Below are 24,457 nucleotides of genomic sequence, written 5' to 3'. Positions count from 1 at the left end.
TTTATTCACAATAGAAGAAGTACCACCAAATTTGACGAAGAACCAGAAAAATGATTTTCATTTCTCATATTCTCATAATTATTTTATAATAATCTTATAATCAGATAATTACTGAATGAGAAACGTTTTGAGAAAGCCTATTTCTCATAGTTTCTTTAGTGAAATAGGCCTCAAAACAGTTATTTCTCATCTATTTTCGGGGTATTTCTCATACTGTTATCCTCTTCGTTCGACTATTTTTTCTTTATATATACCCTGTGTGCTCCTCTTCCTGTGATTTCTATTCCAGAATCCGGTTGATGTCCCCACTGTCTTAGTTCGTTGGTTGCTGCTGTTTGCAACAATCCTGTTAGTTTGCGATATTCCCAAACGGTCAGGAAGGGATGTTCATCCAGATACTTTAGAGCTAATGCCAGTCGTTGTTCCGATGTGAATTTATTAGAGGATCGTTGCTTTTTCCAGGGTGCTCTTTCCAGTTGGCATCTTTCGCTGATATTTCTCACCATTTCTCGGTCTACCCGGAAATTTACACCTCCTATAAAGATACTTTGTGCGTTGCGATGACTCCCCCCTTCTTCTGGATCTTCCCGCTCCTTGTCTCTGCCTAAAGTGAGAGAGGGAGTAAACGTTCCTATTCCGTCTATCTTTACCGAGCGTCCTTCTGCCATCAAATGCGCCATTTCAATGGCGGTCTGAAGTAGTACGCCTTCTATGTCTCCTGCACTGAATCCACTGACGTCACCAACTCGTTGCGCCAACTCTTTTATGCTTGTATTATCTATCCGCGCAAATTTAGGATAAGTAATTCTTTTGCCTGTTTTCTGAAGATCGGGCATCTCCTCTATGATATATCTTGCCATATCATCTATTGTTTAAAGTATTAATAGATAAGTTCTTTTGTATTAGAGGCAAACTTCCTTTCTTCTAATAGTAAAGTTCCTTTTGATTAATTATAAACTATAAATGCAACTTTTGTTTTTATAATTGAAGCTTGCGTTTATAAAAACAAAGCTTTCATTTTTATAATCAAAGCTTGCATTTATAGTTTACTCTTATACAAAGATAAGTTTTCTATTTGACAAAAAGAAGTTTATCCTTAATAAAGAAGAAGTTTTCTATTAATAGTTTGGGAGGGAATGAAGATGATTAAAGAGAAAGGATATAACGGGATTTAATGCTTAATATATTATTTCCTAAAAAGTGGATGCAATGCTTCTGTTAGTTTTTAGAAAAGTGTATATTTGTAATATTATGAGTCATACTAATATCATGCAAGCTGAAGAAAATGATTTGGTAAACATTTTATCTTTGCAAAAGAAATCTTTTATGGTGGTGGCCGAACGAATGAATAAATTCGATCTTCCCCCTTTGTTGCAAAATCAGGATGAGATTTGTGATGAGTATCAGACAGGCATTATTCTAAAATACGTATCAGATGATGGACAGATTGTAGGTTCTGTCAGGGGACGTATGGATGAAAATAGAGTATGTCATATTGGTAAATTGATAGTGCATCCCGATTTTCAGAATAAAGGTATAGGTAGAGAACTTATGACTGAAATAGAACGGTTATTTCCCCACTGTCATACGTTTTCTCTTTTTACAGGCGAAGAGACACCCAATACTTTGCATCTATATAGCAAAGTCGGTTATAATATTGTATGTAGAAAAGAAATGGAGGGTATCAGCATGATTATTATGGAAAAAGAAAAACTTACTTATAGAGATTTTACGTTTGACGATTTAGAAACTGTTTGTAAATTACCTCGAAACAAGCAGGAACTGTTTTTTATGTTTCCTAAAGCTGATTTTCCTTTAGTAATCAATCAATTAAAGAATACAATAAAAGATAGATTTGATTCGACTGTTGTTTTATTTAATAATGAAGTAGTAGGGTTTGCAAATTTCTATGAGGTAAGAGAATCTCAATATTGTGCTATTGGAAATGTAATAGTAAGTCCTTGTTTTCGTAATCGTGGCGTTGGCACATTTCTGATAAATGCTATGGAAGATATTGGGAAAAAGAAATATAATGTATCGGAGCTTCATTTGTCTTGTTTTGATGCTAATACGAGTGGGCTTCTGTTATATACTAAATTAGGATATAAACCCTATGAAATAGAGAAGTACATTAATAAGGAAAACGAAGTCTCGGCTTTAATAGAATTGAAAAAAGTGCTGTGATTCGAAATAAATCACTTATTTGATTCTGTTATCTCCTGAAAGTATGATAACTTAAAAAAATGCGAGAAGTATCTATGACTGACTATAACTTACAACGATTTTTAGATGCCCAGCGAGGTGATTATGAACAAGCCCTTGCAGAAGTTAGAAACGGGCGGAAATATTCCCATTGGATTTGGTATATATTTCCTCAACTGAAAGGATTGGGCATGAGTTATAATTCACAGTATTATGGCCTTAGCGGCAAAGAAGAGGCTGAAGCATATCTTGCCCATCCAATTTTGGGAGAAAGACTTCGTGAAATAACGTCTGTTTTTCTTCATTTGAAAAATAAAACGGCGCAGGAAGTTTTCGGTTCGTTAGATGCGATGAAAGTATTGTCATGCATGACGCTTTTTAATGAAGTTGCTTCGGATGATTTGTTTCAGCAAGTGATCGACCATTATTTTCAGGGTAAAGTGGATGAGACAACAAAAAGAAAATTGGAATAATAACTAATACTATTTTATATGGGCTGTTTAATGAATCTATTGTGGCTGCTGCTTGGTGGTATCTTTACTGCTGTCGAATACCTCATTTCGAGTTTATTGATGATGCTGACCATTATCGGCATTCCTTTTGGGATGCAAACATTGAAGTTGGCCGGACTTGCTTTATGGCCTTTCGGTAAAGAAGTCAGAAGTGGGAACCGTTCCGGTGGCTGCCTCTATATATTGATGAATATCCTGTGGATATTTCTGGGTGGCATTTGGATCTGTCTGTCACATTTGGTTTTCGGGGCTATATTGTGCATTACCATTATCGGAATCCCTTTTGGATTGCAACACTTCAAGTTGGCATCTTTGGCATTATCGCCTTTTGGGAAAGACATTGTAACAGTGTAAGAGTAGTTGGGAGAGAGTATGCCTATAATTAAAAGTTATAATGCATAATTAGAAACTATTGGTGGGTCTTGATTGTTTACCGTACCTTTGCACCCGGAAAACGATTAAAGACAAAAAGATATGATTTCAACAGCTACAAAAACTTTGCAGGCAAATAATAAGATGATTTATATTGCGCTGCTTTCCACTCTGACTTTCTTCCTGTTTTTAGACTATATTCCGGGATTGGAAGCATGGTCGGCTTGGGTAACTCCTCCCGTTGCTTTGTTCCTCGGACTTATTTTTGCATTAACTTGCGGACAAGCACATCCAAAGTTTAATAAGAAAACATCGAAATATCTGTTGCAATATTCAGTAGTAGGATTGGGATTCGGTATGAACCTTCATTCTGCTTTAGCTTCCGGTAAGGAAGGTATGGAATTTACGGTCATTTCAGTAATCGGAACATTGGTAATTGGCTGGTTCATCGGACGTAAATTGTTTAAAATAGATCGGAATACAGCTTATCTTATCAGTTCGGGAACCGCTATCTGTGGTGGTAGTGCTATCGCAGCAGTGGGACCGGTGTTGAAAGCGAAGGACAGTGAAATGTCTGTGGCATTAGGTACAATCTTTATCCTGAACGCTATTGCACTTTTCATTTTCCCTGCCATTGGTCATGCATTGAATATGGATCAACAACAGTTTGGAACATGGGCAGCTATTGCCATTCATGATACCAGTTCTGTAGTAGGCGCGGGAGCTGCCTATGGTGAAGAAGCATTAAAAGTGGCTACTACTATCAAATTGACCCGTGCTCTTTGGATTATCCCGATGGCTTTTGCTACTTCCTTTATTTTCAAGAGTAAAGGACAAAAGATAAGTATTCCATGGTTTATCCTCTTCTTCGTATTGGCATTGGTGGTAAATACTTATTTACTGGATGGAGTGCCACAATTAGGAGCAGCTATCAACGGTATTGCCCGTAAGACTTTGACGATAACTATGTTCTTCATCGGTGCTTCTCTTTCTATTGATGTTTTGAAAGCCGTTGGAATTAAACCTCTGATTCAAGGAATATTGCTTTGGATAATTATCAGCTTGAGTACATTGGCATACATTTATTTTGTATAAGGGATAAAAGAGAGAATGATATAAAAAAGAAAAAGGTGGGAGAATGATCGTAAATGACTTTCTCCCACCTTTGTTTACTTAGCTTTCAGCCTACGGATAAACAGATCTAAAGCTATTTATTTCTTCTTCAATTCTTCAAAAATCAGTCCTTCCAGTTCTTCTGCCAATTCAGGATTATCCATAATGCATTGTTTAGCGGCATCACGCCCTTGTCCTAACTTAGTATCGTTGTAGCTATACCATGAACCGCTCTTTTTGATGATTCCCAAGTCAGCACCCAAGTCGATGATTTCTCCGGAGTGGGAGATACCTTCACCGAACATGATGTCAAATTCAGCTCTGCGGAAAGGAGGCGCTACTTTGTTCTTCACTACTTTCACTTTGGTCAGTTTACCAAGAATCTCTTCACCATCTTTGATAGGTTGGCTACCACGGATATCCAGACGTACAGAAGCATAGAATTTCAATGCGTTACCACCAGTCGTTGTTTCCGGGTTACCGAACATAACGCCGATCTTCTCACGCAGCTGGTTGATGAAAATACAAGTCGTACGTGTCTTGCTCACAGCAGCTGTCAACTTACGGAGTGCCTGAGACATCAAACGTGCCTGAAGACCTACCTTGTTGTCACCCATGTCACCTTCGATTTCCGCTTTAGGGGTCAGTGCGGCTACAGAGTCGATAACGATGATGTCGATAGCAGAAGAACGGATCAGTTGTTCTGCAATTTCCAAAGCCTGTTCTCCGTTGTCCGGTTGAGAGATATAAAGATCATCAATGTTCACTCCCAGTTTAGATGCGTAGAAACGGTCGAAAGCGTGTTCGGCATCAATAAAAGCAGCGATACCGCCGGCCTTTTGTGCTTCAGCAATGGCGTGGATAGCCAATGTTGTTTTACCGGAAGACTCCGGGCCATAGATTTCGATGATTCTACCTCTAGGGTAACCTCCAACACCAAGTGCCACGTTCAAGGCAATAGAGCCTGTCGGGATCACTTCTACTTGTTCAACACTATCATCACCCATTTTCATGATAGAACCTTTACCGAAGCTCTTTTCTATCTTTTCCATGGCAGCCTGTAAGGCTTTTAGTTTTTCGCTTGATGCCATTTTATTATCTGTTTCAAAATTAAGTTCATCTTTCTTTGCCATACCTTATTCTTATATAATTAATGGAGTTATTGATTTAAAATCTGTGAGGCATGTTCCTTGGTCTTCACTTCTTTGGGAGTGATAATCCGTTCTACGATTCCTTCTTCATTAATCAGGAAAGTAGTGCGGAAAGTACCCATGTAAGCACGTCCGTACAGTTTCTTTTCTCCCCATACTCCAAACTCTTCCACTAACCTTTTGTCAGTGTCGGCAATCAGGGTAAAAGGAAGATTGTTCTTTTCGATAAATTTCTGGTGCGACTTTTCATTGTCTACGCTGACACCGATTACTTCATAGCCGGCTTTACGTAGTTCGGAATAGTTGTCGCGCAGATTACACGCTTGTGCCGTGCACCCTGATGTACTGTCCTTCGGGTAGAAGTACAACACAATCTTTTTTCCTTTATAAGCACTTAAACGGATTTCTTCGCCTTTTTCATTGATGCCTAAGATTTCCGGTGCTTTATCTCCTACGTTTATCATAACTATCTTTTTAATGAACAAGTCTACTCTTATAATTCCAGATTTTTGTCGAACTCTTCATGCCAGGGAAGACCTTGCTTGTTGAGTTGTTCCATAAACGGATCCGGATTGAACTCTTCTACGTTGTTTACACCCGGACGCTTCCACTCACCTTTGAAGAACATCATGGCTCCGATCATTGCCGGAACTCCGGTGGTGTAGCTCACTCCTTGCATACCTGTTTCCCGGTAAGCTTCCTGATGGCTGCAATTGTTGTATACATAATAAGTACGTTCCTTGCCATCTTTCAAACCGCGGATACGACAACCGATAGAGGTTTCTCCTTCGTAGTTTTCTCCTAAATCCTGCGGGTTAGGCAATACAGCTTTCAAGAATTGCAGCGGCACAATCTTCACTCCGTTGTAATCAACTTCGTCGATTCGTGCCATACCGATGTTTTGGATAACGCGTAAGTGGGTTAAATACTCTTGTCCGAAAGTCATCCAGAAACGTGCACGTTTGATTGTCGGGTAATGTTTCACCAATGACTCTAGTTCTTCGTGATAAAGAAGATAAGAATCACGCGGACCGATGTTCGGATATGTCAGGTCTTTATGAATTTCCAGCGGACCGGTAGTTACCCATTTGCCATTTTCATAATAGCGTCCGTTCTGCGTAATTTCGCGGATGTTGATTTCCGGATTGAAGTTCGTAGCAAATGCTTTATGGTGGTTACCCGCATTACAGTCTACAATGTCCAGATATTGAATCTCATCAAAATAATGTTTAGCTGCATAAGCGGTATAGATGCCACTTACTCCCGGGTCGAATCCGCAACCGAGAATAGCTGTCAAACCTGCTTCTTTGAAGCGATCGTGATAAGCCCATTGCCAACTGTATTCAAAGTGAGCTTCATCCTTCGGCTCGTAGTTAGCGGTGTCCAGATAGTTCACTCCAGCTTTCAGACAAGCTTCCATAATAGTCAGATCCTGATAAGGGAGAGCCACATTAATCACCATTTCCGGTTTGAAATCGTTGAATAAGGCTACCAGCTCATCTACATTGTCTGCATCAACTTTAGCTGTTTTTATATTGGGGTTACCTATTGCCTCGACGATTTTATCGCATTTCTCTTTCGTACGGCTGGCAATCATGATATCTGTAAATACATCGGCATTTTGTGCCACTTTGTGCGCAACGACAGTGCCAACACCGCCCGCACCAATAATAAGAACTCTACCCATTTCGTTAATTGCGAATTAAAATATTAAGAATATTGGAATTGTTAGCTTTGCAAATATACGTGATTATTTTCAGATAATCATTCGCAGCTACTCCTTTTTATTTGTAACGCTGCAAGGTTCCATTTTCAAATTCCAGCGTTTTGCCATTGTAAAACCAAGTTTCGAAACGATTGTCTTTTTTTAGCTCGATTTCTATCGGATCACCAATGGACAAACGGCATTCCACTGTACTCATACCCGTCTCCAGATCTCCCCGGGAGATAATCTGCCAACGATTTTCTGTGATACCCGGATATTTTTTATGTATATCTTCGAATCCGAAAAAGTCTTCGATATAATTTTCATTTCTGACGATAACATCATATTTCAGATCGGTTTCCAATTCATAGATCGCTCCGTCATTGTCTTCTAATGAGAGAATAGCCAGACTGCCGGGAGGAGATAATCTAATGTCTTTGATTTGCAGAACTGTATATCGGGGCAGGTGAACGCGTGATTCGGTCTGCTTGTCTTCAAATGATATGATTCTTTTGGCTGGCAGCACCTTTTTAGGATAAACTGTCATTCCCATATATTTATTTTTCAGGCTTTCGATAGTGCCTAGACTCTTATTGGTGAAACTGAATGCATTTGAGAAATACTTCATTCTCTTTTCTCCTTGAAAATCATTCAGGTCCATGCCGGAGTTTGTTCGTGAGAGGGCAACTTCCAGATAATAAGAATGTCCCTGCATATCTTTGAATACGATTTTTGCCGGATATGCCTGACTGCCGACTCCGATAGCGGTAATCGTTGCTTCCGTATTGACGGGAATGGCTATATCCCGGTAGCCGGAATAATTGTTGGCATCGTCTATCCGGACACTTTCTGCTTGTATATAGACTGTTTTTCCTACCAACAGCTCTTTAGCAGTATCCACATCCTTCAAATAAACCAATCCGTTGATGCCGGCACGGGGAGCCTTTTCGGAGATCTCCTCCAGCCGCATATTCTTTATCTCATAATAATATTTTCCTCCCTCACATTCGAAGATGAAGCGAGTGGAGTAGTTAGTCCCGTTAGGGATATTCTGAGCTTTCTCTTCAGTTCCCGTGAAAGTGAGTATTTTATGTTTCAGCAGGCTGTTGTCTACCCCTTTCTCGGTCTCGTAGCTGAAAAGGGTGGGAAGGAACATGCTCCGTGGAGATGGAACGAACATAAATTTCATTCCGGGTGTCCATTTGCCCAGCGGTAGCAACGGAAAGTTACTTTTGATAAACTGTTCTTCTTGGCCTACAGGGATTTCCTGTGCAGAAGGAGTAGTGACGATGTAATCACTTTGGGCTATGATAGGAGACGTACCACAGTAGAATAGAATCAAAGACAGGACAATTATTCTCATATTTGTTTACTTTAAGTGAACTATGTAAATTGTTCGTTTGTTGTACATTTACTGGCAAATGTATATATTTTATGTTGCATTGGATGTTATTTTCCAATCTTTTTGATATCTTTGCCCTCGATTTTAACTTAAACGTTATAACAATATGAAGAAAGTATTTGTTTCAATTTGCATTGCTGGTGCAGCACTTGCAATGTCTTCGTGCCGTTCGGTTGAGAAGGCAATTTCCCTGTCGTCTATCAATGGTGAATGGAATATCATAGAAGTCAATGGCTCGAAAATAACTCCGGGCGAAAGTAAATCCCTTCCTTTTATCGCTTTTGATACAGCAACCGGTCGTGTGTCCGGCAATAGCGGCTGTAATCGGATGATGGGTAGCTTCGATGTAAATGCGAAGCCGGGAAGTCTTGAACTTACAGGAATGGCTAGTACCCGGATGATGTGTCCGGATATGACTACTGAAAATAATGTATTGAATGCTTTTGCGCAGGTAAAAGGATATAAGAAGGCAGGTAAGGACAAAGTGTATCTTTGCAATTCGTCCAACCGTCCGGTTGTCGTTCTACAAAAGAAGGAGGCTGATGTGAAACTTTCGGTTTTGAATGGAGAATGGAAAATAAAAGAAGTGAATGGTGAAGCAATTCCTTCCGGAATGGAAAAACAACCTTTCATTGCTTTTGATGTGAAGAAAAAGACAATTCATGGCAATGCCGGATGTAATTTGATTAATGGCGGTTTTGAAACCAGTACCAGCAATGCCAAATCAATTTCTTTTCCGGGAGTAGCGAGCACAATGATGGCTTGTCCGGACATGGAAACAGAAGGTAAGGTGCTGAAAGCTATCAATGAGGTGAAGTCATTCGATGTGTTGTCCGGTGGCGGCATTGGCTTGTATGATGCAAATGGTGCATTGGTCATCGTGCTGGAAAAGTAATAAATAGATCGATCTATATAATAGGATATGCCTGTGTCGCACATGACGACACAGGCATATTTTTTTTCTTTCATCGAACCAGAGTCGTCTGTATTTGTTTAAAGAAACAGTTGCTGACTGGCTTTGAATATGACTATGTCAGCAGTGTTTATTTATTAAAACTGTCTTTTTGGCAGATATTATGTCATGCATTCGTATAATTTCTTTTTGGCACACGGTTTGCTTTTTAGTAAGCGTCCGTTCGCGACGAGGCTCCTTGATAAGAGCCGGAGAAACAACCGGACAAAAAGAAATCAATGAATAAATAATAAATAAAAAAATAACGATCATGGGAAAAATTATTGGTATTGACTTAGGAACTACAAACTCTTGTGTTGCCGTATTCGAAGGTAACGAACCTGTAGTAATTGCAAACAGTGAAGGTAAACGTACGACTCCTTCTGTTGTCGCTTTCGTAGATGGCGGTGAACGTAAGGTGGGTGATCCTGCAAAACGTCAGGCTATTACGAACCCTACACGTACAATCTTCTCTATCAAACGTTTCATGGGTGAAACTTGGGATCAGGTACAGAAGGAGGTGACTCGTGTTCCTTATAAAGTTGTGAAAGGTGATAATAACACTCCGCGTGTTGACATCGACGGACGTCTGTACACTCCGCAGGAAATTTCTGCAATGATTCTTCAGAAAATGAAGAAAACTGCCGAAGACTATCTCGGTCAGGAAGTAACAGAAGCAGTTATCACCGTTCCTGCATATTTTTCCGACTCTCAACGTCAGGCTACTAAGGAAGCCGGACAGATTGCTGGTCTGGAAGTAAAACGTATTGTAAACGAACCGACAGCCGCAGCTCTTGCTTACGGTCTGGATAAGGCTCACAAAGATATGAAGATTGCTGTATTCGACCTTGGTGGTGGTACATTCGATATCTCTATCCTCGAATTTGGTGGTGGTGTGTTTGAAGTACTTTCTACAAATGGTGACACTCACCTGGGTGGTGATGACTTCGACCAGGTAATCATCAATTGGTTGGTACAGGAATTCAAGAACGACGAAGGTGCTGACTTGACTCAGGATCCGATGGCTTTGCAACGTCTGAAAGAAGCTGCTGAAAAAGCTAAGATTGAGCTTTCCTCTTCTACAAGTACAGAAATCAACTTGCCGTATATCATGCCGGTGGGTGGTGTGCCTAAGCACTTGGTGAAGACTTTGACTCGTGCAAAATTCGAATCTTTGGCTCACGAATTGATTCAGGCTTGTCTTGAACCATGTAAGAAGGCAATGAGTGATGCAGGTTTGAACAATGCTGATATTGATGAAGTAATCCTTGTTGGTGGTTCTTCACGTATTCCGGCTGTTCAGAAATTGGTAGAGGATTTCTTCGGCAAGGCTCCTTCTAAAGGTGTGAATCCGGATGAAGTGGTAGCAATTGGTGCTGCTGTACAAGGTGCTGTGTTGACAGACGAAATCAAAGGTGTGGTATTGTTGGATGTTACTCCGTTGTCAATGGGTATCGAAACACTGGGTGGTGTAATGACTAAGTTGATCGATGCTAACACTACCATCCCGGCTCGTAAGAGTGAAACATTCTCTACTGCTGCCGATAACCAGACGGAAGTTACTATCCACGTATTACAGGGAGAACGTCCGATGGCTGCACAGAACAAATCAATCGGTCAGTTCAACTTGACAGGTATTGCTCCGGCTCGTCGTGGTGTTCCTCAAATTGAGGTTACATTTGATATCGATGCCAACGGTATCTTGAAAGTATCTGCAAAAGATAAGGCTACCGGTAAAGAACAGGCTATCCGTATTGAAGCATCCAGCGGTTTGAGCAAGGAAGAAATCGAAAAGATGAAGGCTGAAGCTGAAGCTAATGCTGAAGCAGATAAGAAAGAACGTGAAAAGATCGACAAGCTGAACCAGGCTGACAGCGTAATCTTCTCTACTGAAAATCAGTTGAAAGAATTAGGTGATAAGTTGCCTGCTGATAAGAAAGCTCCGATTGAAGCTGCTTTGCAGAAATTGAAAGATGCTCACAAGGCACAGGATTTGGCTGCTATTGATACTGCTATGGCAGAAATCAATACTGCTTTCCAGGCTGCAAGTGCTGAAATGTATGCACAGAGCGGTGCACAAGGTGGAGCACAGGCTGGTCCTGATATGAATGGTGGTGCTGGCCAGCAAGATAACAGCAAACACGGGGATAACGTTCAGGATGCTGACTTCGAAGAAGTGAAATAAGCACATAGAGAAATAAGAATACAATATCAAATGGAAAGCGTGTAGCTCAATGAGTTACACGCTTTTCTTGTTTTTGGCCGTACACAATAATATTGCTATCTTTGCGTTATTATTATAAACATCTGTACCTTATTTGTACCTGTAAGAAAAAGTAGATATGATGAGAAGAATAGATATTAAGAACTACAAAATGAATGAATTATGGCAGTAGCAAAGTATAAGATAGTACGGAAATGTCCTGTGTGCGGAGAAGAGTTCTTCGCAAGGACTTTGGAGTCCTGGTATTGTTCACCCAAATGCTCCAAGGTGGCGTGGAAGCGTAAGCATGATGAAGAAAAACGCCAACTTGAACTGGACAAGATTGTAAGCAATATGCCCAAGTCTAAAGAGTATATCAGCATAACGGAAGCGTATGCTATGTTTGGTGCAAGCCGCTCAACCATTTATAGGCTCATCTACATGAAAAAGATTTCCTTCATTGAGCCAGAGAAAGGAATACGACTTGTATGCAAAGGAGAACTAATGAATCTGTTTCCGTTAAGACAGTCTCCGCTTGACACCAAGCCAAGGAAACCAGTTACCATGTACCGCATGGAACCAGAGGATTGCTATACAATAGGTGAGATTTCCAAGAAATTTCATCTGGATGACAGCACCGTGTATGCTCATATACGAAAATACTCAATACCGACCCGGCAAATCGGTAATTATGTGTATGCTCACAAGGAATCAATAGACAAACTTTATAAAGATATAAAACCATTATGAAAAGATTAGATTATACTAAAGTCTCCGTCAAATTAAAGAAAAGTGAGTGGAGAGATGAGTGGTTCATCTATCTTGAAGCTTATCCTGTTTATGAGACGGGAAATGACAAACCCAAACGAGTGCGTGAATATCTCAGGAGGTCTATTACTACCCCTATATGGGATAAACGACGAAGCGAGCGAGCCGTTGCTGGTAGAATAAAGTACAAGCCCAAGCGAGATGACAATGGCGTTATTCAGTGTAAATCCAAGCAAGATATGGAAACTTGCCTTTATGCGGATGGCGTTCGAGTCCTGCGTCAAAAAGAGTACGACAACATGGCTCTCTTTACTGACCAGCAAATGGAAATGGCAGAACAAAGCGAACGCTCAAAATGCAATGTTCTGGAGTATATTGAGAAGTTAATCAAAGAAAGAGAGGAAACTGCGTCAGAATCGATAGTTGTCAACTGGCGCAGATTGCACACACTGTTGTCAATGTTTGCCAAGTGTGACTACATACAGTTCTCGCAGATTGACATGAAGTATATTGAGGCATTCCGTTCCTTCTTGATAAAGGCACCGCAGGGTGGTTCTAAGAAAGGAACTATTTCAAGGAATACGGCATCGACGTACTTCTCTATCTTCAAGGCGGCACTCAAACAAGCTTTCGTGGATGGCTATCTGAATTGTGATATTGCTGCCAAGGCTAAAAATATCATGTTTCAGAGTGCTCGAAGAGAGTATCTGTCACTGGAAGAACTTAATATATTGGCAAAGACTCCGTGTGATGATATACTAAAACGGGCAGCCTTGTTCTCTGCACTGACAGGAATGCGACATAGCGATATTCAAAAGCTTAAATGGTCAGAGGTTGAAGAATACAATGGTGGGTACCGTCTCAATTTCACTCAGCAGAAGACTAAGGGCGTTGAATACATGCCTATATCGCCACAGGCATACAATCTTTGCGGTGAGCGCAAGAAAGACGGAGAACTGTTGGTGTTTGCCGGACTGCCTGACCCTTCATGGATATCTAGGCCTTTGGAACGGTGGGTAAAAGCATCAGGGATTACCAAGCACATCACCTTTCATTGCTTCCGCCACACCTATGCAACGTTACAATTGGCTAACGGTACAGACATATATACCGTAAGCAAAATGTTAGGGCATACCAATGTAAAAACCACGCAAATCTACGCAAAAGTAATTGACAAGAAGAAAGATGAAGCTACAGAAGCTTTTAAGTTGGACATAGATGAATAGTGATTATCATTTGTAAGCACTTAGTATAGAAGACCACTTGTATCAATAAGTCCTTTATTGTACAGGTGGTTTTTAGTGCCTTTCATTTTCAACATTCTATGTAATGATGCTATTGTTTTGGCACTTTAACCTTTCGTGGAAACCAAACATTTATAACAATAAACAGATAAAAATGAAAAAAGACAGCCTTTTTTGGCTTCTCTCTTTTTGAAGAGAGCAAGCGTGTCCACAAACATGTGGAGTGTACAGAAGACTTCTACAGAGAACTGTATGAGTTGTTTGAGATCGCAAGAAGTTGGTATCTTCAAGCTGAAAAGAATCATATGAAGACAGAGTACTTCATAGAACTATTTGAGCGCAGTCACCAATATATTGACTGTGATTGTGCACGTTGTAAGAACTCGCGACAGATGGCAATTGGCATTATTGGTACTTTGTTTAGAGACTCTAAGTGTGTGTCAATAATCAAGAAAAAAGAAGATTATTCCAAGCAGGAACTTATTGAGTTGTTTCTTCAACATGTGGGTACTGGTCTGCCAATCCTTACCCGAAAGAAATCGTCCATCCTCACTTTGGGATGCCAATTGTCAGACAGACAGATGGATTTGTTGGTAGAACTTGTCCAAAGTCACGACATATTTGATTTTGCCGACAACAGTGATGTGCGTAGCGAGTTGTGTCGCCTATTCAAGTGCGACTTGGACGCATCTATCCGTGTAAAGAATGTACGTAATGTAGCCGTACTGTTTGACGCTATGGCTCAATACCATTTGATAAACAATAATTGGCAATATGTCATGGGAGAAGGTCGCTTCTTAACCAGTATCAAAAAGGATGGAACAGAGAAATTCATAACTTCAAGTTGTCTTTCCTCTTCTCTTTCAAGGATAAGAAGAAACGTTTCCATGACAGCAAGTCAATATGCCATCTGCAAATCCATCGAACAGATATTAAGAGAGGAATAAATCACAATAATTCTGCTAAATGAAAGTAAAAACGTGATAGTTTGGTTGATACTGCCTTACTATCACGTTACTTTTTCTATTTAGTGACAGTCTCCCCATAACTTTGCATCAAAAATCATAAAAAATAATTAGCATGGAAGAAAATAGTATAAGATTTGAAGATATTCCCAACGCTATAACGGGGGTACTGAAAAAGCTGTCATCATTAGAAGACAAGATTGATGGTATATATGAACTTGTTCAATCAGAAAAAGAAGAAACATGGTTTACGGTTGCTGAATTATGTGCTTATCTCCCAACACATCCGGTAGAGCATACCATATATTGCTGGACAAGCAATCGGGAAATACCGTTTCACAAGAGAGGCAAACGCATCATGTTCCTCAAATCTGAGATAGATGAATGGCTTCAAGGAACCAAGGGCAAATCGAAGAACGAGATTCAAAGAGAAGCAGAGGAATATGTACTATCTACACAAAGAAAGAATAGACGGCTAATATAACCGTGCTACTGTCTGTAAACAATTTAATTAAGGTACGTGACACATGAATGAAAGACATTTTAGACTCTATGAGCGAATTGTCGCAATAGAAGACAGTTTGGAGGCTTTGGGACCTATTGACAAACTAATAGAGCGAATCGAGGAATTGGAGAAGATGGTCAAGCAGACCAAAACCGTCTTGGGGTTTGACGAAGCATGTAAGTATATTGGTGTTTCTGAAAGCCTGCTATACAAACTTACAGCCGCAAAAGAAGTTCCACACTATAAGCCAAGGGGAAAAATGCTGTATTTTAATAGAGAAGAAATCGACAAGTGGCTGCTCCAAAACAAACAAGAGGTCATTGGAATGGTAACGAAAATAGAAATTGATAATCCGAAAGAATGAAAATGGAAGAAAATAACAAACATGTACAGCCTAACTCAAAAGAGGAAGGAGTACAGCGTCTCAATCGCATATTGAGCGAATCGTTGATAAAGGCAACAGATACTTATAAAACACCTCCTCAGATTATATGGGTTGATAATTCCAGCATAGCCACATTGGGCAACTTCAGTGCTTCTACTGGTAAGGCAAAGGCGAAAAAGACCTTCAACGTGTCTGCCTTGGTAGCCGCTTCCCTCGCCAACGGCAAGGTACTGAACTATCGCGCCAGTCTGCCAGAGGGGAAACGCAAGATACTGTATGTAGATACGGAGCAGAGCCGCTATCACTGCCATAATGTGCTGGAGCGCATCCTGAAGCTCGCTGGTCTACCTACAAGCATCGACAACGAGAACCTTGACTTTATCTGTCTGAGAGAGTACACGCCCTCCGTCAGGATAGAGGTCATAGACTATGCGCTTGCCCAAGACCAAAGCTATGGACTGGTCATCATCGACGGAATCAGAGACCTGCTTCTCGACATCAACAATGCGGGAGAATCGGTCGAGGTCATCAACAAGATGATGGAATGGTCATCAAAGTATGACCTGCACATCCATTGCGTATTGCATCAGAACAAGGGCGACAATAACGTGCGCGGGCATATCGGTACGGAGATGAACAACAAGGCAGAGACGGTGCTTGTCATCACCAAGAGCACCACCAATCCCGACATCAGCGAGGTGAAGGCGATGCACATCCGTGAGAAGGAGTTCAAGCCGTTTGCCTTTACAGTCAATGAGGAAGGGTTGCCAGAGATTGTCGAGCACACGCCGGAGAAGGAAGAAGGTGACAAGCAACCGTCAAGGTTTACTTACCAAGACTTGACATCCGAACAGCATAACGAGGCGCTGACGGCTGCATTCAAGGAGAAACCTATCAAAGGATTCGATCGCATGGTGGAGGAATTAACGCAAGCCTATGCAGACATTGGCTTTAAGCGTGGCAGAAGCGTCATCATCAAAATGCTGAAATACCTGATTAACGAGCAAAAGCTCATAGTGAAGCGGGATAATCATTACTATTTCGGATATACACCTGCCGAGATTGACCTGTTCCATGAAGAGGAATAAAAACAGTTCAGAAACCAGTTTAGTTTACGTCCGTACCTATATATAAGAAATAAGGCCAAAGTAAACCGAAATCGGAGGCTGAATTGGGAAGCGGAAAAGTAGTTTAGCAAATGGTTTAGTTTACGGGTGTGCCTATATAGGAGAAAGGGTAAAGTAAACTGTTTCCATGGACAAAGTAAAACCGAACAAATGAAAGTACAATGAATATTGAACAATCGAAGAAACTGAGCATTATAGACTTCTTAGACAAGGAGAATGTAACGCTGAAAAAGAAGAAGGGCAATGCCTACTGGTATCTGTCACCCTTCAGGGACGAGAAGACCGCATCGTTCAAGGTCAGCAAGAAGGAGAACCTGTGGTACGACTACGCCATTAAGGAGGGCGGTGACCTTGTGGAGCTGGTAAAGCGTATGTATAACAAACAATCCGTTTCCGATGCCCTTGCCTACCTTGCGTCCAAGAGTATTGCCACTGTGGATAAGGCAATCGAGACCGCTATCGCAGCCAAGGAATACACGACAACCAAGATGAACGATGTGAAGCTGCTCCCACTGAGCAACCATTCTCTGCTGTCCTATTTCAGTAGCCGACGGATAGACATCACCATTGGCAGGATGTATTGCAGGGAGATACACTACAAGGTTGAGCAAAAACATTACTATGGCATTGCCTTTGGCAATCTGAGTGAAGGACATGAGGTGCGCAATCCCTATTTCAAGGGCTGCATCGGGCATAAGGACATCACCCTGCTTGCCCATACGTTCAACGAGTGGCAAAACGGTTGTCTGGTCTTTGAGGGCTTCATGGACTTCCTTGCTTATATGACCCTCGTTAAACAGCAAGACCGATGGTTTGTCGTTGAAAGCCCTTGCGACTATATGATACTGAACTCAGTCGCCAACCTCAAACAGGCATTGCATTACCTTGACCGTTACACCCACATCCATTGCTTCCTCGACAACGACCAGGCAGGACGCAAGACGGTTGAGAGCATCAGCAATGTATTCGAGTACAGGGTGACGGACGAGTCCTTCAGATATGCCGACTACAAGGATGTCAACGACTATCTGATGAGGAAGAAACGAACGGCATCTGAATGACATTATAAAGACGAAAACACCATCATTTGATGCAAAAATGGCTCAAATGCATTGAAATTACATATCAAATCTGCACTTTTTCGCCCAAACATGCTTGATTCTCAATTATTATCCTTATTTTTGCATCGTTTTAATACATTATTAAAATGTAGCAGAATGGAATTGAAAAAAGAAATAAGGATATTGGGCAGACGCTTTGAGGTGGAACCTCGTGCCAAGGAAAGCCTGAAAGGCATCACGGTTGGCGAGAAACTCTCATACCGTTTCTATGATGGCACATACCAAGGCACGCCCCTGCTGTTCGTTGAGCCCAAGAAGGGCAATCCCTCTCCACGGACTTGCGCCATCACGGGCAAGCGGTTGACCGAAGCCCTGGGACTGCCTGCGGTGTTTATCCTTGCGCCCGGACCCACCTACGAGCGACACAGACTGGCAGACAAAGGAGTCTTCTTTGTCATGTCCGAGGAATATGCCCATCTGCCAGGCATCATAGCATTGGAGAAGACAAGCAACAGGAAGATTGCCGAAGTATTGACCCCTGTGGCGCAATACATACTACTCTATCACCTACAGGTGGGCAGTATTGAAGGAATGTCGCCAAGGGATATTGCACCGTTGCTTCCATATTCTTACGAAAGCGTCACGTTGGGTGTCACCTGTCTTGAAGATGTAGGACTGTGTCAAAAGATTCAGAACGGACAGCGCAGCAAGGTGGTACACTTCGAGTTGAAGGGCAAGGAACTGTGGGACAAGGCTCAGAACGTCTTGCTGTCACCTGTGGAGAACCGCATCTTTTGCGATGACATACGCTTGGATGCGGAATACCCCGTATGCGGCATCAATGCCCTGGCACATTATTCCATGCTTAATCGTGACCGGGAAGAGATGATAATGATGACAAGCAAGGAATATCGTGCCGTCAAGTCGGCTGATGTCATGGAGAATCCCAACATCTATGACGGCAACTATATCATAGAGGTATGGAAATACCCTGTTGTCAGCAAAATGGGCGACAAAAGCCAGTGGGTTGATCGCCTTTCCCTTGTCCTTTCGTTGAGAGATGATGATGATCCGAGAGTAGAAAAAGAAGTAGAACGAATAATCAGTGAACAGAAATGGAAGGATTAGTCAAGTTCCGTGAAGCATTTGCGGAATACTCAGAAAACTATGTGGTGATAGGCGGAGCAGCCTGTGACATCACCATGACCAATACCGTGGTGCGTCCACGCGCCACACACGACATCGACATGATAGTCATCGTAGAGAACATGACCGAGGCTTTCGCCAATCGCTTCTGGCAGTTTGTGCGGGAGGCTGGCTATCGACCTGAAAAGAGGAAACAGGAGGCTGGTGAGCCACCAAGGTATGAAATGTATCGTTTCCTTGATGGTAAAGACGGCTATCCCGAGATGATAGAACTGCTGTCACGCCACCCCGACGTGCTTGGAGAGCCAAAGGGATTTGTCATAGAACCTATCCCGACCGATGAAGATGTGTCGAGTCTTAGTGCCATCATCATGGACGATGATTACTATCACTTTACTATCGCACACAGCCAACTGACTGATGGCATACGCCATGCCAATTCCGCTGCCTTGATAGCACTGAAGGCAAGAGCCTACCTAAATCTCATGGCAGACAAGCGGGACGGCAAGCATGTGAACACCAAAGACATCAAGAAGCACCGTTCGGACATCCTGAAAAATGTGGTCATAATGACTGAGGACAACATTGAGGCTCCTGCTTCAATAGTGGCATGTATAAGGGAGTTTGTCGCCTCCATCAGAGCCGACTGGTCAACTCTCGCAGAACCATTGTCAAAGTCACTCGGTCAAGACGAGGCATTTGTGACCGGACTGTTAGATCAACTGGATGAATTGTTTATAGAAGCATGACCAATATGAAGATACAATACGCATCCGACCTGCATCTGGAGTTTGCCGACAATTGGCGGTATCTGAAAGCCCACCCCTTGGAGGTGACGGGCGACATACTGCTGCTTGCCGGCGACATCGGCTATCTCGGCGATGACAACTACTCCAAGCATCCCTTTTGGGACTGGGCATCGGAGAACTACAAGGAGGTGCATTGCTGCATGGGCAACCATGAGTTCTACAAATATTATGATGTGGCGACACTGCCCGACGGCTATCTCTTGGAGGTACGTCCCAATGTATTCAGCCACTACAACGGTATTGCGAGGATTGGCGACACCGACATCATCCTCTCCACCCTTTGGTCGAGGATTCCTTTGGAGGACGCTTACTTCACCGAGCAAGTGATAAGCGACTTCCGCCGTATATTATATAAAGGTGAGCTGATGACCCATGCCCAATTCAATGCTGAGCATGAACGTTGCCTCACCTTTATCAAGGATGCAGTGGCATATTCGCAAGCAGCCCATAAGATTGTTGTCACCCATCATGTACCATCGTTCCGTATGCTCCACCCAAAGTTTCAAGGCAGCAAGGCAAACGTGGCGTTCACCGTAGAGTTGGAGGACTATATCACCGATAGCGGCATAGACTATTGGATATACGGACATTCGCACACCAACATCGATGCCAGGATAGGCAACACCCAATGCTTGTCCAACCAGTTGGGCTATGTTTTCTCTAACGAACATCAGGACTTCTCCCATGGCAAGTACCTGACCATATAGCCATCCACATTTTTTTCATCCACCCTCTTTACAAGCTCTTCCCTATCGGAAGGGCTTTTTTTGTGCCTTTCGAGTTTGATTTTTGAGTATGATTGCGAGTGTAATCAAAATTAGAGTTAAGATTTGGCTCCGCGGAAAGTCATTTCGGTTTAAGATTGAAGAAAAGGTAGTTCCTTTGCATCGGCAATAAGCCAAACCATAGTAAAATCAAACTTGAAAATATGAAGTCATTTGTAATATTCGCCATTGTCGTGACCATAATCTATGTCATCTACTATACGGTCATCATCGTGCAGGATCTGTACGGAAAGCCCAAGGACGAGAAGTCACAGGGCGAGTCGTTTGATGTCAGTGACATGACCGACGAGGAAGAGTCGATAGCGGTCAGCGAGAGCGACGGTGGTTTCAGCGTAGGCGACAACCAATATGAGACAGCCTACGAGGAGAAGCAGCTTGCAGAGCCTACAGAGGAGGCAGCCGCCACTGCGGAAGAGAGCAAGCCTCATGTGCTTGAAAAGATACAAAGCGCAATCGAGAAGAAGATGGAGGAAGTGAATACCACCTATTCCGACCCCATGTATTCGGAAGAATTGAACAACACCATCATCGCCCGCGGTCTTCGTCACAATGGACGTGACATGGTCAAGGTGGAATCACTCAATAATGAGATATGATGTCAAAAACAAGAAGTGCATTTCTATCATTATATGCCGCTTTAACCCCAGCTCTGGCCAGTGCTAAGTGTGGCAACGTGGACTACAGCTGGGGAGCGGACGCACTTGCGAGTGCCCATGACTATGCCGTGACGATGATGCTCTATATCGTTTATCTGTGCTATGCAGTGGCGGGCATCGTGGTCATAGTCAGCGCCTTGCAGATATATATAAAGATGAATACGGGCGAAGAAGGAGTGAAGAAGAACATCATGATGCTGGTGGGAGCCTGCCTGTTCCTCATAGGAGCGACCATCGTCTTCCCCGCTTTCTTCGGTTATCAGATTTGAGATACAGGTGATACGAGATAAGATAACTCAAAGTGTAACAAATTAAAAGGTAAAAAGAATGTTTGAAAGGATTAACAAGAAGGTGAAGGGATTCTTCTCTTCACAGCGCATGAAAACGCTCGCCCTGATGTTGCTTGTCGGCACCACCGCAGCAATGGCACAGAACGCAGCCGGCGACTACTCGGCAGGAACGACCGCGCTTACCACAGTGACGGAGGAGATTGCCAAGTATGTACCTATCGTGGTGAAGCTCTGCTATGCCATTGCAGGTGTCGTTGCAATTGTCGGAGCCATAAGCGTTTACATCGCCATGAACAACGAGGAACAGGACGTGAAAAAGAAGATCATGATGGTCGTCGGCGCATGTATTTTCCTCATTGCAGCAGCCCAGGCACTGCCTCTGTTCTTCGGCATTGGAGGTTAAACGCAGCGTGAGATTGTGAGTATGTAGAACGTTAAAACACTGACAGTTATGGCAGATACAAAGCAAGAGCGTTTTCCGGATTATCCCATTTTCAAGGGACTGCAACGTCCATTGGAGTTCTTCGGGTTGCAGGGACGCTACATCTACTGGGCGGCAGCCACCGCAGGAGGAGCCGTTGCGGGTTTCATCCTCGGCTACTGCATCTTCGGTTTCGTGGCAGGACTCGTGCTGCTAGTCCTCGCCGTAGCTGTCGGTGGCGTTCTCATCGTCATGAAGCAGCGCAAGGGCTTGCACAGCAAGAAGAGTGACAACGGCATATTCATCTATGCCTATTCAAAGAAAGTGTAAAACAAAAAAGAGAATCCATTATGTCCAAGTGGAAAGCTATCAATGATTGTAAGTGAATGGAGGTGGGGGCATCACGCATGAGGGTGCGCCCGCCTTTTTGCGATTAAAAAAGAAAAAGAACAATGACCCTATACATCATACTCATATTCTCAGCCATCTGCGTGGGCATGGCCATCAGTGTCAAGGCATTCGGCACGGGAGGGAAGCGCAAGCGCATCTTCCAGGACATCTACTTCTCCATCGAGGAAGTGGATGGCATCGGCGTGCTCTATACCAAGACGGGCGAATACTCCGCTGTTCTGAAGATGGAGAACCCTGTGCAGAAGTATTCCGCCAACATCGAGGCCTACTATGAGTTCACCCACCTCTTCGCCGCCCTTGCCCAGACCTTGGGCGAAGGCTATGCGCTGCACAAGCAGGACGTGTTTGTGAGGAAGGCATTCAAGGAAGAGAACGGTGGAAATCATGAGTTCCTGAGCGAGAGTTACTTCCGCTATTTCAACGGCAGACCCTTTACCGACAGCGTCTGCTACCTCACCATCACACAGGAGAACAAGAAGAGCCGTCTGATGTCGTTCGACAACAAGAAATGGCGTGACTTCTTGGTGAAGATACGCAAGGTGCACGACCAGCTGAGGGATGCCGGCGTGAAGTCCCGATTCCTCGGCAAAACGGAAGCCTGCGAGTATGTGGACCGTTTCTTCTCCATGAACTTCCGTGACAAGGTGGTGTCGATGACCAACTTCAAGGTCGATGACGAGACCATCGGCATGGGGGACCGTAGCTGCAAGGTGTATAGCCTTGTGGATGTGGATTATGCCAACTTGCCGTCGGTCATCCGTCCCTACGCAAATATCGAGGTGAACAACACCAGTATGCCCGTTGATCTCGTGAGCATCGTCGATAGCGTGCCCGGAGCCGACTGCGTGGTGTTCAACCAGATGGTGTTCGTGCCCAACCAGAAGCGTGAGCTTGCCCTACTCGACAAGAAGAAAAACCGCCATGCCTCCATGCCCAACCCCAGCAACCTGATGGCTGTAGAGGACATCAAGCGTGTGCAGGAGGTGATAGCCCGTGAGAGCAAGCAGCTCGTCTATACCCACTACAACCTCGTGGTGGCAGTGAGCGGCGACACCGACATACAGAAATGCACCAACCATCTCGAAAACTCCTTCTCGCGCATGGGCATCCACATCAGCAAGCGGGCCTACAACCAGTTGGAGCTGTTCGTCAACTCTTTCCCCGGCAACTGCTATGGCATGAATGCCGACTACGACCGATTCCTCACCCTCGGCGATGCCGCCACCTGTCTGATGTACAAGGAGCGCATCGTGCATAATGAGGACACCCCGCTGAAGATATACTATACCGACCGCCAAGGTGTGCCCGTAGCCATCGACATCACAGGAAAGGAGGGAAAGGAGAAGCTGACCGACAACTCGAACTTTTTTTGTTTGGGTCCTTCGGGCAGCGGCAAGTCGTTCCACATGAACAGCGTGGTGCGTCAGTTGTGGGAGCAGAACACCGACATCGTCATGGTCGATACGGGTAACTCGTATGAGGGACTCTGCGAGTATGTGGGCGGCAAGTACATCGCCTATACGGAGGACAAGCCCATCACCATGAACCCCTTCAACATCAGCAAGCGGGAGCTGAACATTGAGAAGATAGACTTCCTGAAGAACCTGATACTGCTGATATGGAAAGGCTCGGAGACGCAGATACCCGAACTGGAGTTCCGTGTCGTGGAGCAGTTGGTGACGGAGTATTACGATTTCTATTTCAACGGTGTGCAGCCCTATCCTTCCTCACAGAAGGAGACACTGAGAAAAAACCTCTCCACCATGGAGAAGCGGCGCGGCACGGAGCTGACGCAGATACACGACAAGGTGGAGAAACTCATCAAGGGACTGGAGGAACGGCGCATGGCATTGAGCGTGAAGACCCTCTCCTTCGACTCATTCTATGAGTTCGCCTGTGAGCGTCTCGACCAGATCTGCATCGAGAACAACATCACCACCATCGACTGCGACAACTTCGCCTATATGCTCCAAAACTTCTACCGTGGCGGCAAGTACGACAAGATTCTCAACGAGAACGTGGATAGCACCTTGTTCGACGAGACCTTCATCGTCTTCGAGGTGGATGCCATCAAGGAGAACAAGCAGCTCTTCCCCATCGTGACGCTCATCATCATGGACGTGTTCCTGCAGAAGATGCGCCTGAAGAAGAACCGCAAGTGCCTTGTCATCGAGGAGGCATGGAAAGCCATCGCCTCGCCGCTGATGGCCGAGTACATCAAGTACCTATGTGCGCCCGTAAAGGTTGCATCGTAAATATCTCTTTGGCAAGA

General features: G+C 43.5%; 26 protein-coding genes and 1 pseudogene. 21 read left to right on the top strand and 6 right to left on the bottom strand.

Annotated features, from left to right (window positions below):
• Window positions 1-233 precede the first annotated feature (233 nt).
• Entirely contained in the window at window positions 234-860 is a 627-nt protein-coding gene (locus tag DXA54_RS25340; protein WP_004302073.1) for an HU family DNA-binding protein, read from the bottom strand.
• Window positions 861-1,209: 349 nt separating this feature from the next.
• On the opposite strand from DXA54_RS25340, the gene DXA54_RS25335 reads away from it, so the two are divergent.
• From DXA54_RS25335 to DXA54_RS25320, 4 genes are all read left to right on the top strand, one after another.
• On the top strand, window positions 1,210-2,184 hold the full coding sequence (locus DXA54_RS25335; protein ID WP_120080947.1) for a GNAT family N-acetyltransferase: 975 nt from the start codon (window positions 1,210-1,212) through the stop codon (window positions 2,182-2,184).
• A gap of 59 nt (window positions 2,185-2,243) precedes the next feature.
• Window positions 2,244-2,675: a DUF1810 domain-containing protein gene (locus DXA54_RS25330; RefSeq protein WP_074635611.1), complete on the top strand. Its 432-nt coding sequence runs from the start codon at window positions 2,244-2,246 to the stop codon at window positions 2,673-2,675.
• Between the two features lie 18 nt (window positions 2,676-2,693).
• The gene (locus DXA54_RS25325) at window positions 2,694-3,068 is read left to right on the top strand and encodes a YccF domain-containing protein (RefSeq protein ID WP_004305673.1); all 375 of its coding nucleotides are present in this window, start codon (window positions 2,694-2,696) and stop codon (window positions 3,066-3,068) included.
• Window positions 3,069-3,188: 120 nt separating this feature from the next.
• A complete protein-coding gene (locus DXA54_RS25320; protein WP_004305675.1) occupies window positions 3,189-4,181 on the top strand; it encodes a YeiH family protein in 993 nt (330 codons plus the stop codon).
• Window positions 4,182-4,297: 116 nt separating this feature from the next.
• Here DXA54_RS25320 and recA read toward each other — a convergent pair whose 3' ends face one another.
• The 4 genes from recA to DXA54_RS25300 all read right to left on the bottom strand — a co-directional run bounded on the left by recA (window position 4,298) and on the right by DXA54_RS25300 (window position 8,418).
• Complete coding sequence (recA, locus tag DXA54_RS25315) at window positions 4,298-5,332, bottom strand: recombinase RecA (RefSeq protein WP_004302078.1); 1,035 nt, start codon at window positions 5,330-5,332, stop codon at window positions 4,298-4,300.
• Window positions 5,333-5,358: 26 nt separating this feature from the next.
• Window positions 5,359-5,814: a thioredoxin-dependent thiol peroxidase gene (gene bcp, locus DXA54_RS25310; protein ID WP_004302079.1), complete on the bottom strand. Its 456-nt coding sequence runs from the start codon at window positions 5,812-5,814 to the stop codon at window positions 5,359-5,361.
• A 29-nt stretch (window positions 5,815-5,843) separates the two neighbouring features.
• Window positions 5,844-7,037: a saccharopine dehydrogenase family protein gene (locus tag DXA54_RS25305; protein WP_004302080.1), complete on the bottom strand. Its 1,194-nt coding sequence runs from the start codon at window positions 7,035-7,037 to the stop codon at window positions 5,844-5,846.
• 97 nt (window positions 7,038-7,134) lie between these two features.
• Complete coding sequence (locus DXA54_RS25300) at window positions 7,135-8,418, bottom strand: hypothetical protein (RefSeq protein ID WP_120080945.1); 1,284 nt, start codon at window positions 8,416-8,418, stop codon at window positions 7,135-7,137.
• A 145-nt stretch (window positions 8,419-8,563) separates the two neighbouring features.
• Between DXA54_RS25300 and DXA54_RS25295 the strand changes: the two genes are divergently transcribed.
• From DXA54_RS25295 to DXA54_RS25245, 10 genes are all read left to right on the top strand, one after another.
• Window positions 8,564-9,352, top strand: a complete 789-nt coding sequence (locus DXA54_RS25295; protein ID WP_008651324.1) for an META domain-containing protein — start codon at window positions 8,564-8,566, stop codon at window positions 9,350-9,352.
• A 328-nt stretch (window positions 9,353-9,680) separates the two neighbouring features.
• Window positions 9,681-11,594: a molecular chaperone DnaK gene (gene dnaK, locus DXA54_RS25285; protein WP_004302085.1), complete on the top strand. Its 1,914-nt coding sequence runs from the start codon at window positions 9,681-9,683 to the stop codon at window positions 11,592-11,594.
• Between the two features lie 201 nt (window positions 11,595-11,795).
• Window positions 11,796-12,362, top strand: a complete 567-nt coding sequence (locus DXA54_RS25280; RefSeq protein ID WP_005812876.1) for a hypothetical protein — start codon at window positions 11,796-11,798, stop codon at window positions 12,360-12,362.
• On the top strand, window positions 12,359-13,606 hold the full coding sequence (locus tag DXA54_RS25275) for a site-specific integrase (RefSeq protein ID WP_022231470.1): 1,248 nt from the start codon (window positions 12,359-12,361) through the stop codon (window positions 13,604-13,606). Before DXA54_RS25280 ends, DXA54_RS25275 begins: the two co-directional genes overlap by 4 nt.
• 323 nt (window positions 13,607-13,929) lie before the next feature.
• Window positions 13,930-14,571 (top strand): hypothetical protein, encoded by a 642-nt coding sequence (locus DXA54_RS25270; protein WP_005812872.1) that lies wholly within the window; start codon window positions 13,930-13,932, stop codon window positions 14,569-14,571.
• Window positions 14,572-14,704: 133 nt separating this feature from the next.
• Window positions 14,705-15,073: a helix-turn-helix domain-containing protein gene (locus DXA54_RS25265; RefSeq protein ID WP_004320284.1), complete on the top strand. Its 369-nt coding sequence runs from the start codon at window positions 14,705-14,707 to the stop codon at window positions 15,071-15,073.
• A gap of 43 nt (window positions 15,074-15,116) precedes the next feature.
• Window positions 15,117-15,458 (top strand): helix-turn-helix transcriptional regulator, encoded by a 342-nt coding sequence (locus tag DXA54_RS25260; protein ID WP_005812869.1) that lies wholly within the window; start codon window positions 15,117-15,119, stop codon window positions 15,456-15,458.
• Between the two features lie 2 nt (window positions 15,459-15,460).
• The gene (locus tag DXA54_RS25255; RefSeq protein WP_005812867.1) at window positions 15,461-16,567 is read left to right on the top strand and encodes an AAA family ATPase; all 1,107 of its coding nucleotides are present in this window, start codon (window positions 15,461-15,463) and stop codon (window positions 16,565-16,567) included.
• A 200-nt stretch (window positions 16,568-16,767) separates the two neighbouring features.
• Window positions 16,768-17,667 carry a toprim domain-containing protein gene (locus DXA54_RS25250; RefSeq protein ID WP_005812865.1) on the top strand — a complete coding sequence of 300 codons (900 nt, stop codon included), beginning with the start codon at window positions 16,768-16,770 and terminating at the stop codon, window positions 17,665-17,667.
• 156 nt (window positions 17,668-17,823) lie between these two features.
• Window positions 17,824-18,795, top strand: coding sequence for a hypothetical protein (locus DXA54_RS25245; protein ID WP_005812863.1), 972 nt, complete (start codon window positions 17,824-17,826; stop codon window positions 18,793-18,795).
• 37 nt (window positions 18,796-18,832) lie between these two features.
• On the opposite strand, the gene DXA54_RS28760 is transcribed toward DXA54_RS25245, so the two are convergent.
• Window positions 18,833-18,955, bottom strand: coding sequence for a hypothetical protein (locus tag DXA54_RS28760; protein ID WP_255518806.1), 123 nt, complete (start codon window positions 18,953-18,955; stop codon window positions 18,833-18,835).
• An 82-nt stretch (window positions 18,956-19,037) separates the two neighbouring features.
• Between DXA54_RS28760 and DXA54_RS25240 the strand changes: the two genes are divergently transcribed.
• The 7 genes and pseudogenes from DXA54_RS25240 to DXA54_RS25210 all read left to right on the top strand — a co-directional run.
• Window positions 19,038-19,562 carry a hypothetical protein gene (locus DXA54_RS25240; RefSeq protein ID WP_229037530.1) on the top strand — a complete coding sequence of 175 codons (525 nt, stop codon included), beginning with the start codon at window positions 19,038-19,040 and terminating at the stop codon, window positions 19,560-19,562.
• Window positions 19,559-20,329: a metallophosphoesterase gene (locus DXA54_RS25235; protein ID WP_007837351.1), complete on the top strand. Its 771-nt coding sequence runs from the start codon at window positions 19,559-19,561 to the stop codon at window positions 20,327-20,329. Before DXA54_RS25240 ends, DXA54_RS25235 begins: the two co-directional genes overlap by 4 nt.
• A gap of 251 nt (window positions 20,330-20,580) precedes the next feature.
• Window positions 20,581-21,003: a hypothetical protein gene (locus DXA54_RS25230; protein ID WP_234157215.1), complete on the top strand. Its 423-nt coding sequence runs from the start codon at window positions 20,581-20,583 to the stop codon at window positions 21,001-21,003.
• A complete protein-coding gene (locus tag DXA54_RS25225; protein WP_005812854.1) occupies window positions 21,000-21,332 on the top strand; it encodes a DUF4134 domain-containing protein in 333 nt (110 codons plus the stop codon). Before DXA54_RS25230 ends, DXA54_RS25225 begins: the two co-directional genes overlap by 4 nt.
• Window positions 21,333-21,390: 58 nt before the next feature.
• Window positions 21,391-21,756, top strand: a complete 366-nt coding sequence (locus tag DXA54_RS25220; RefSeq protein ID WP_007837354.1) for a DUF4134 domain-containing protein — start codon at window positions 21,391-21,393, stop codon at window positions 21,754-21,756.
• Window positions 21,757-21,804: 48 nt separating this feature from the next.
• Window positions 21,805-22,104: a DUF4133 domain-containing protein gene (locus tag DXA54_RS25215; protein ID WP_005816074.1), complete on the top strand. Its 300-nt coding sequence runs from the start codon at window positions 21,805-21,807 to the stop codon at window positions 22,102-22,104.
• A gap of 122 nt (window positions 22,105-22,226) precedes the next feature.
• Window positions 22,227-24,413: pseudogene (locus tag DXA54_RS25210) on the top strand (conjugal transfer protein TraG); the annotation flags it as partial.
• Window positions 24,414-24,457: the final 44 nt, after the last annotated feature.

The sequence above is a fragment of the Bacteroides sp. OF03-11BH genome, assembly GCF_003604005.1.
Taxonomy (GTDB): domain Bacteria; phylum Bacteroidota; class Bacteroidia; order Bacteroidales; family Bacteroidaceae; genus Bacteroides; species Bacteroides ovatus.
The sequence above is the reverse complement of the archived record's forward strand: the minus strand, read 5'-3'. Positions and strand labels throughout refer to the sequence as shown.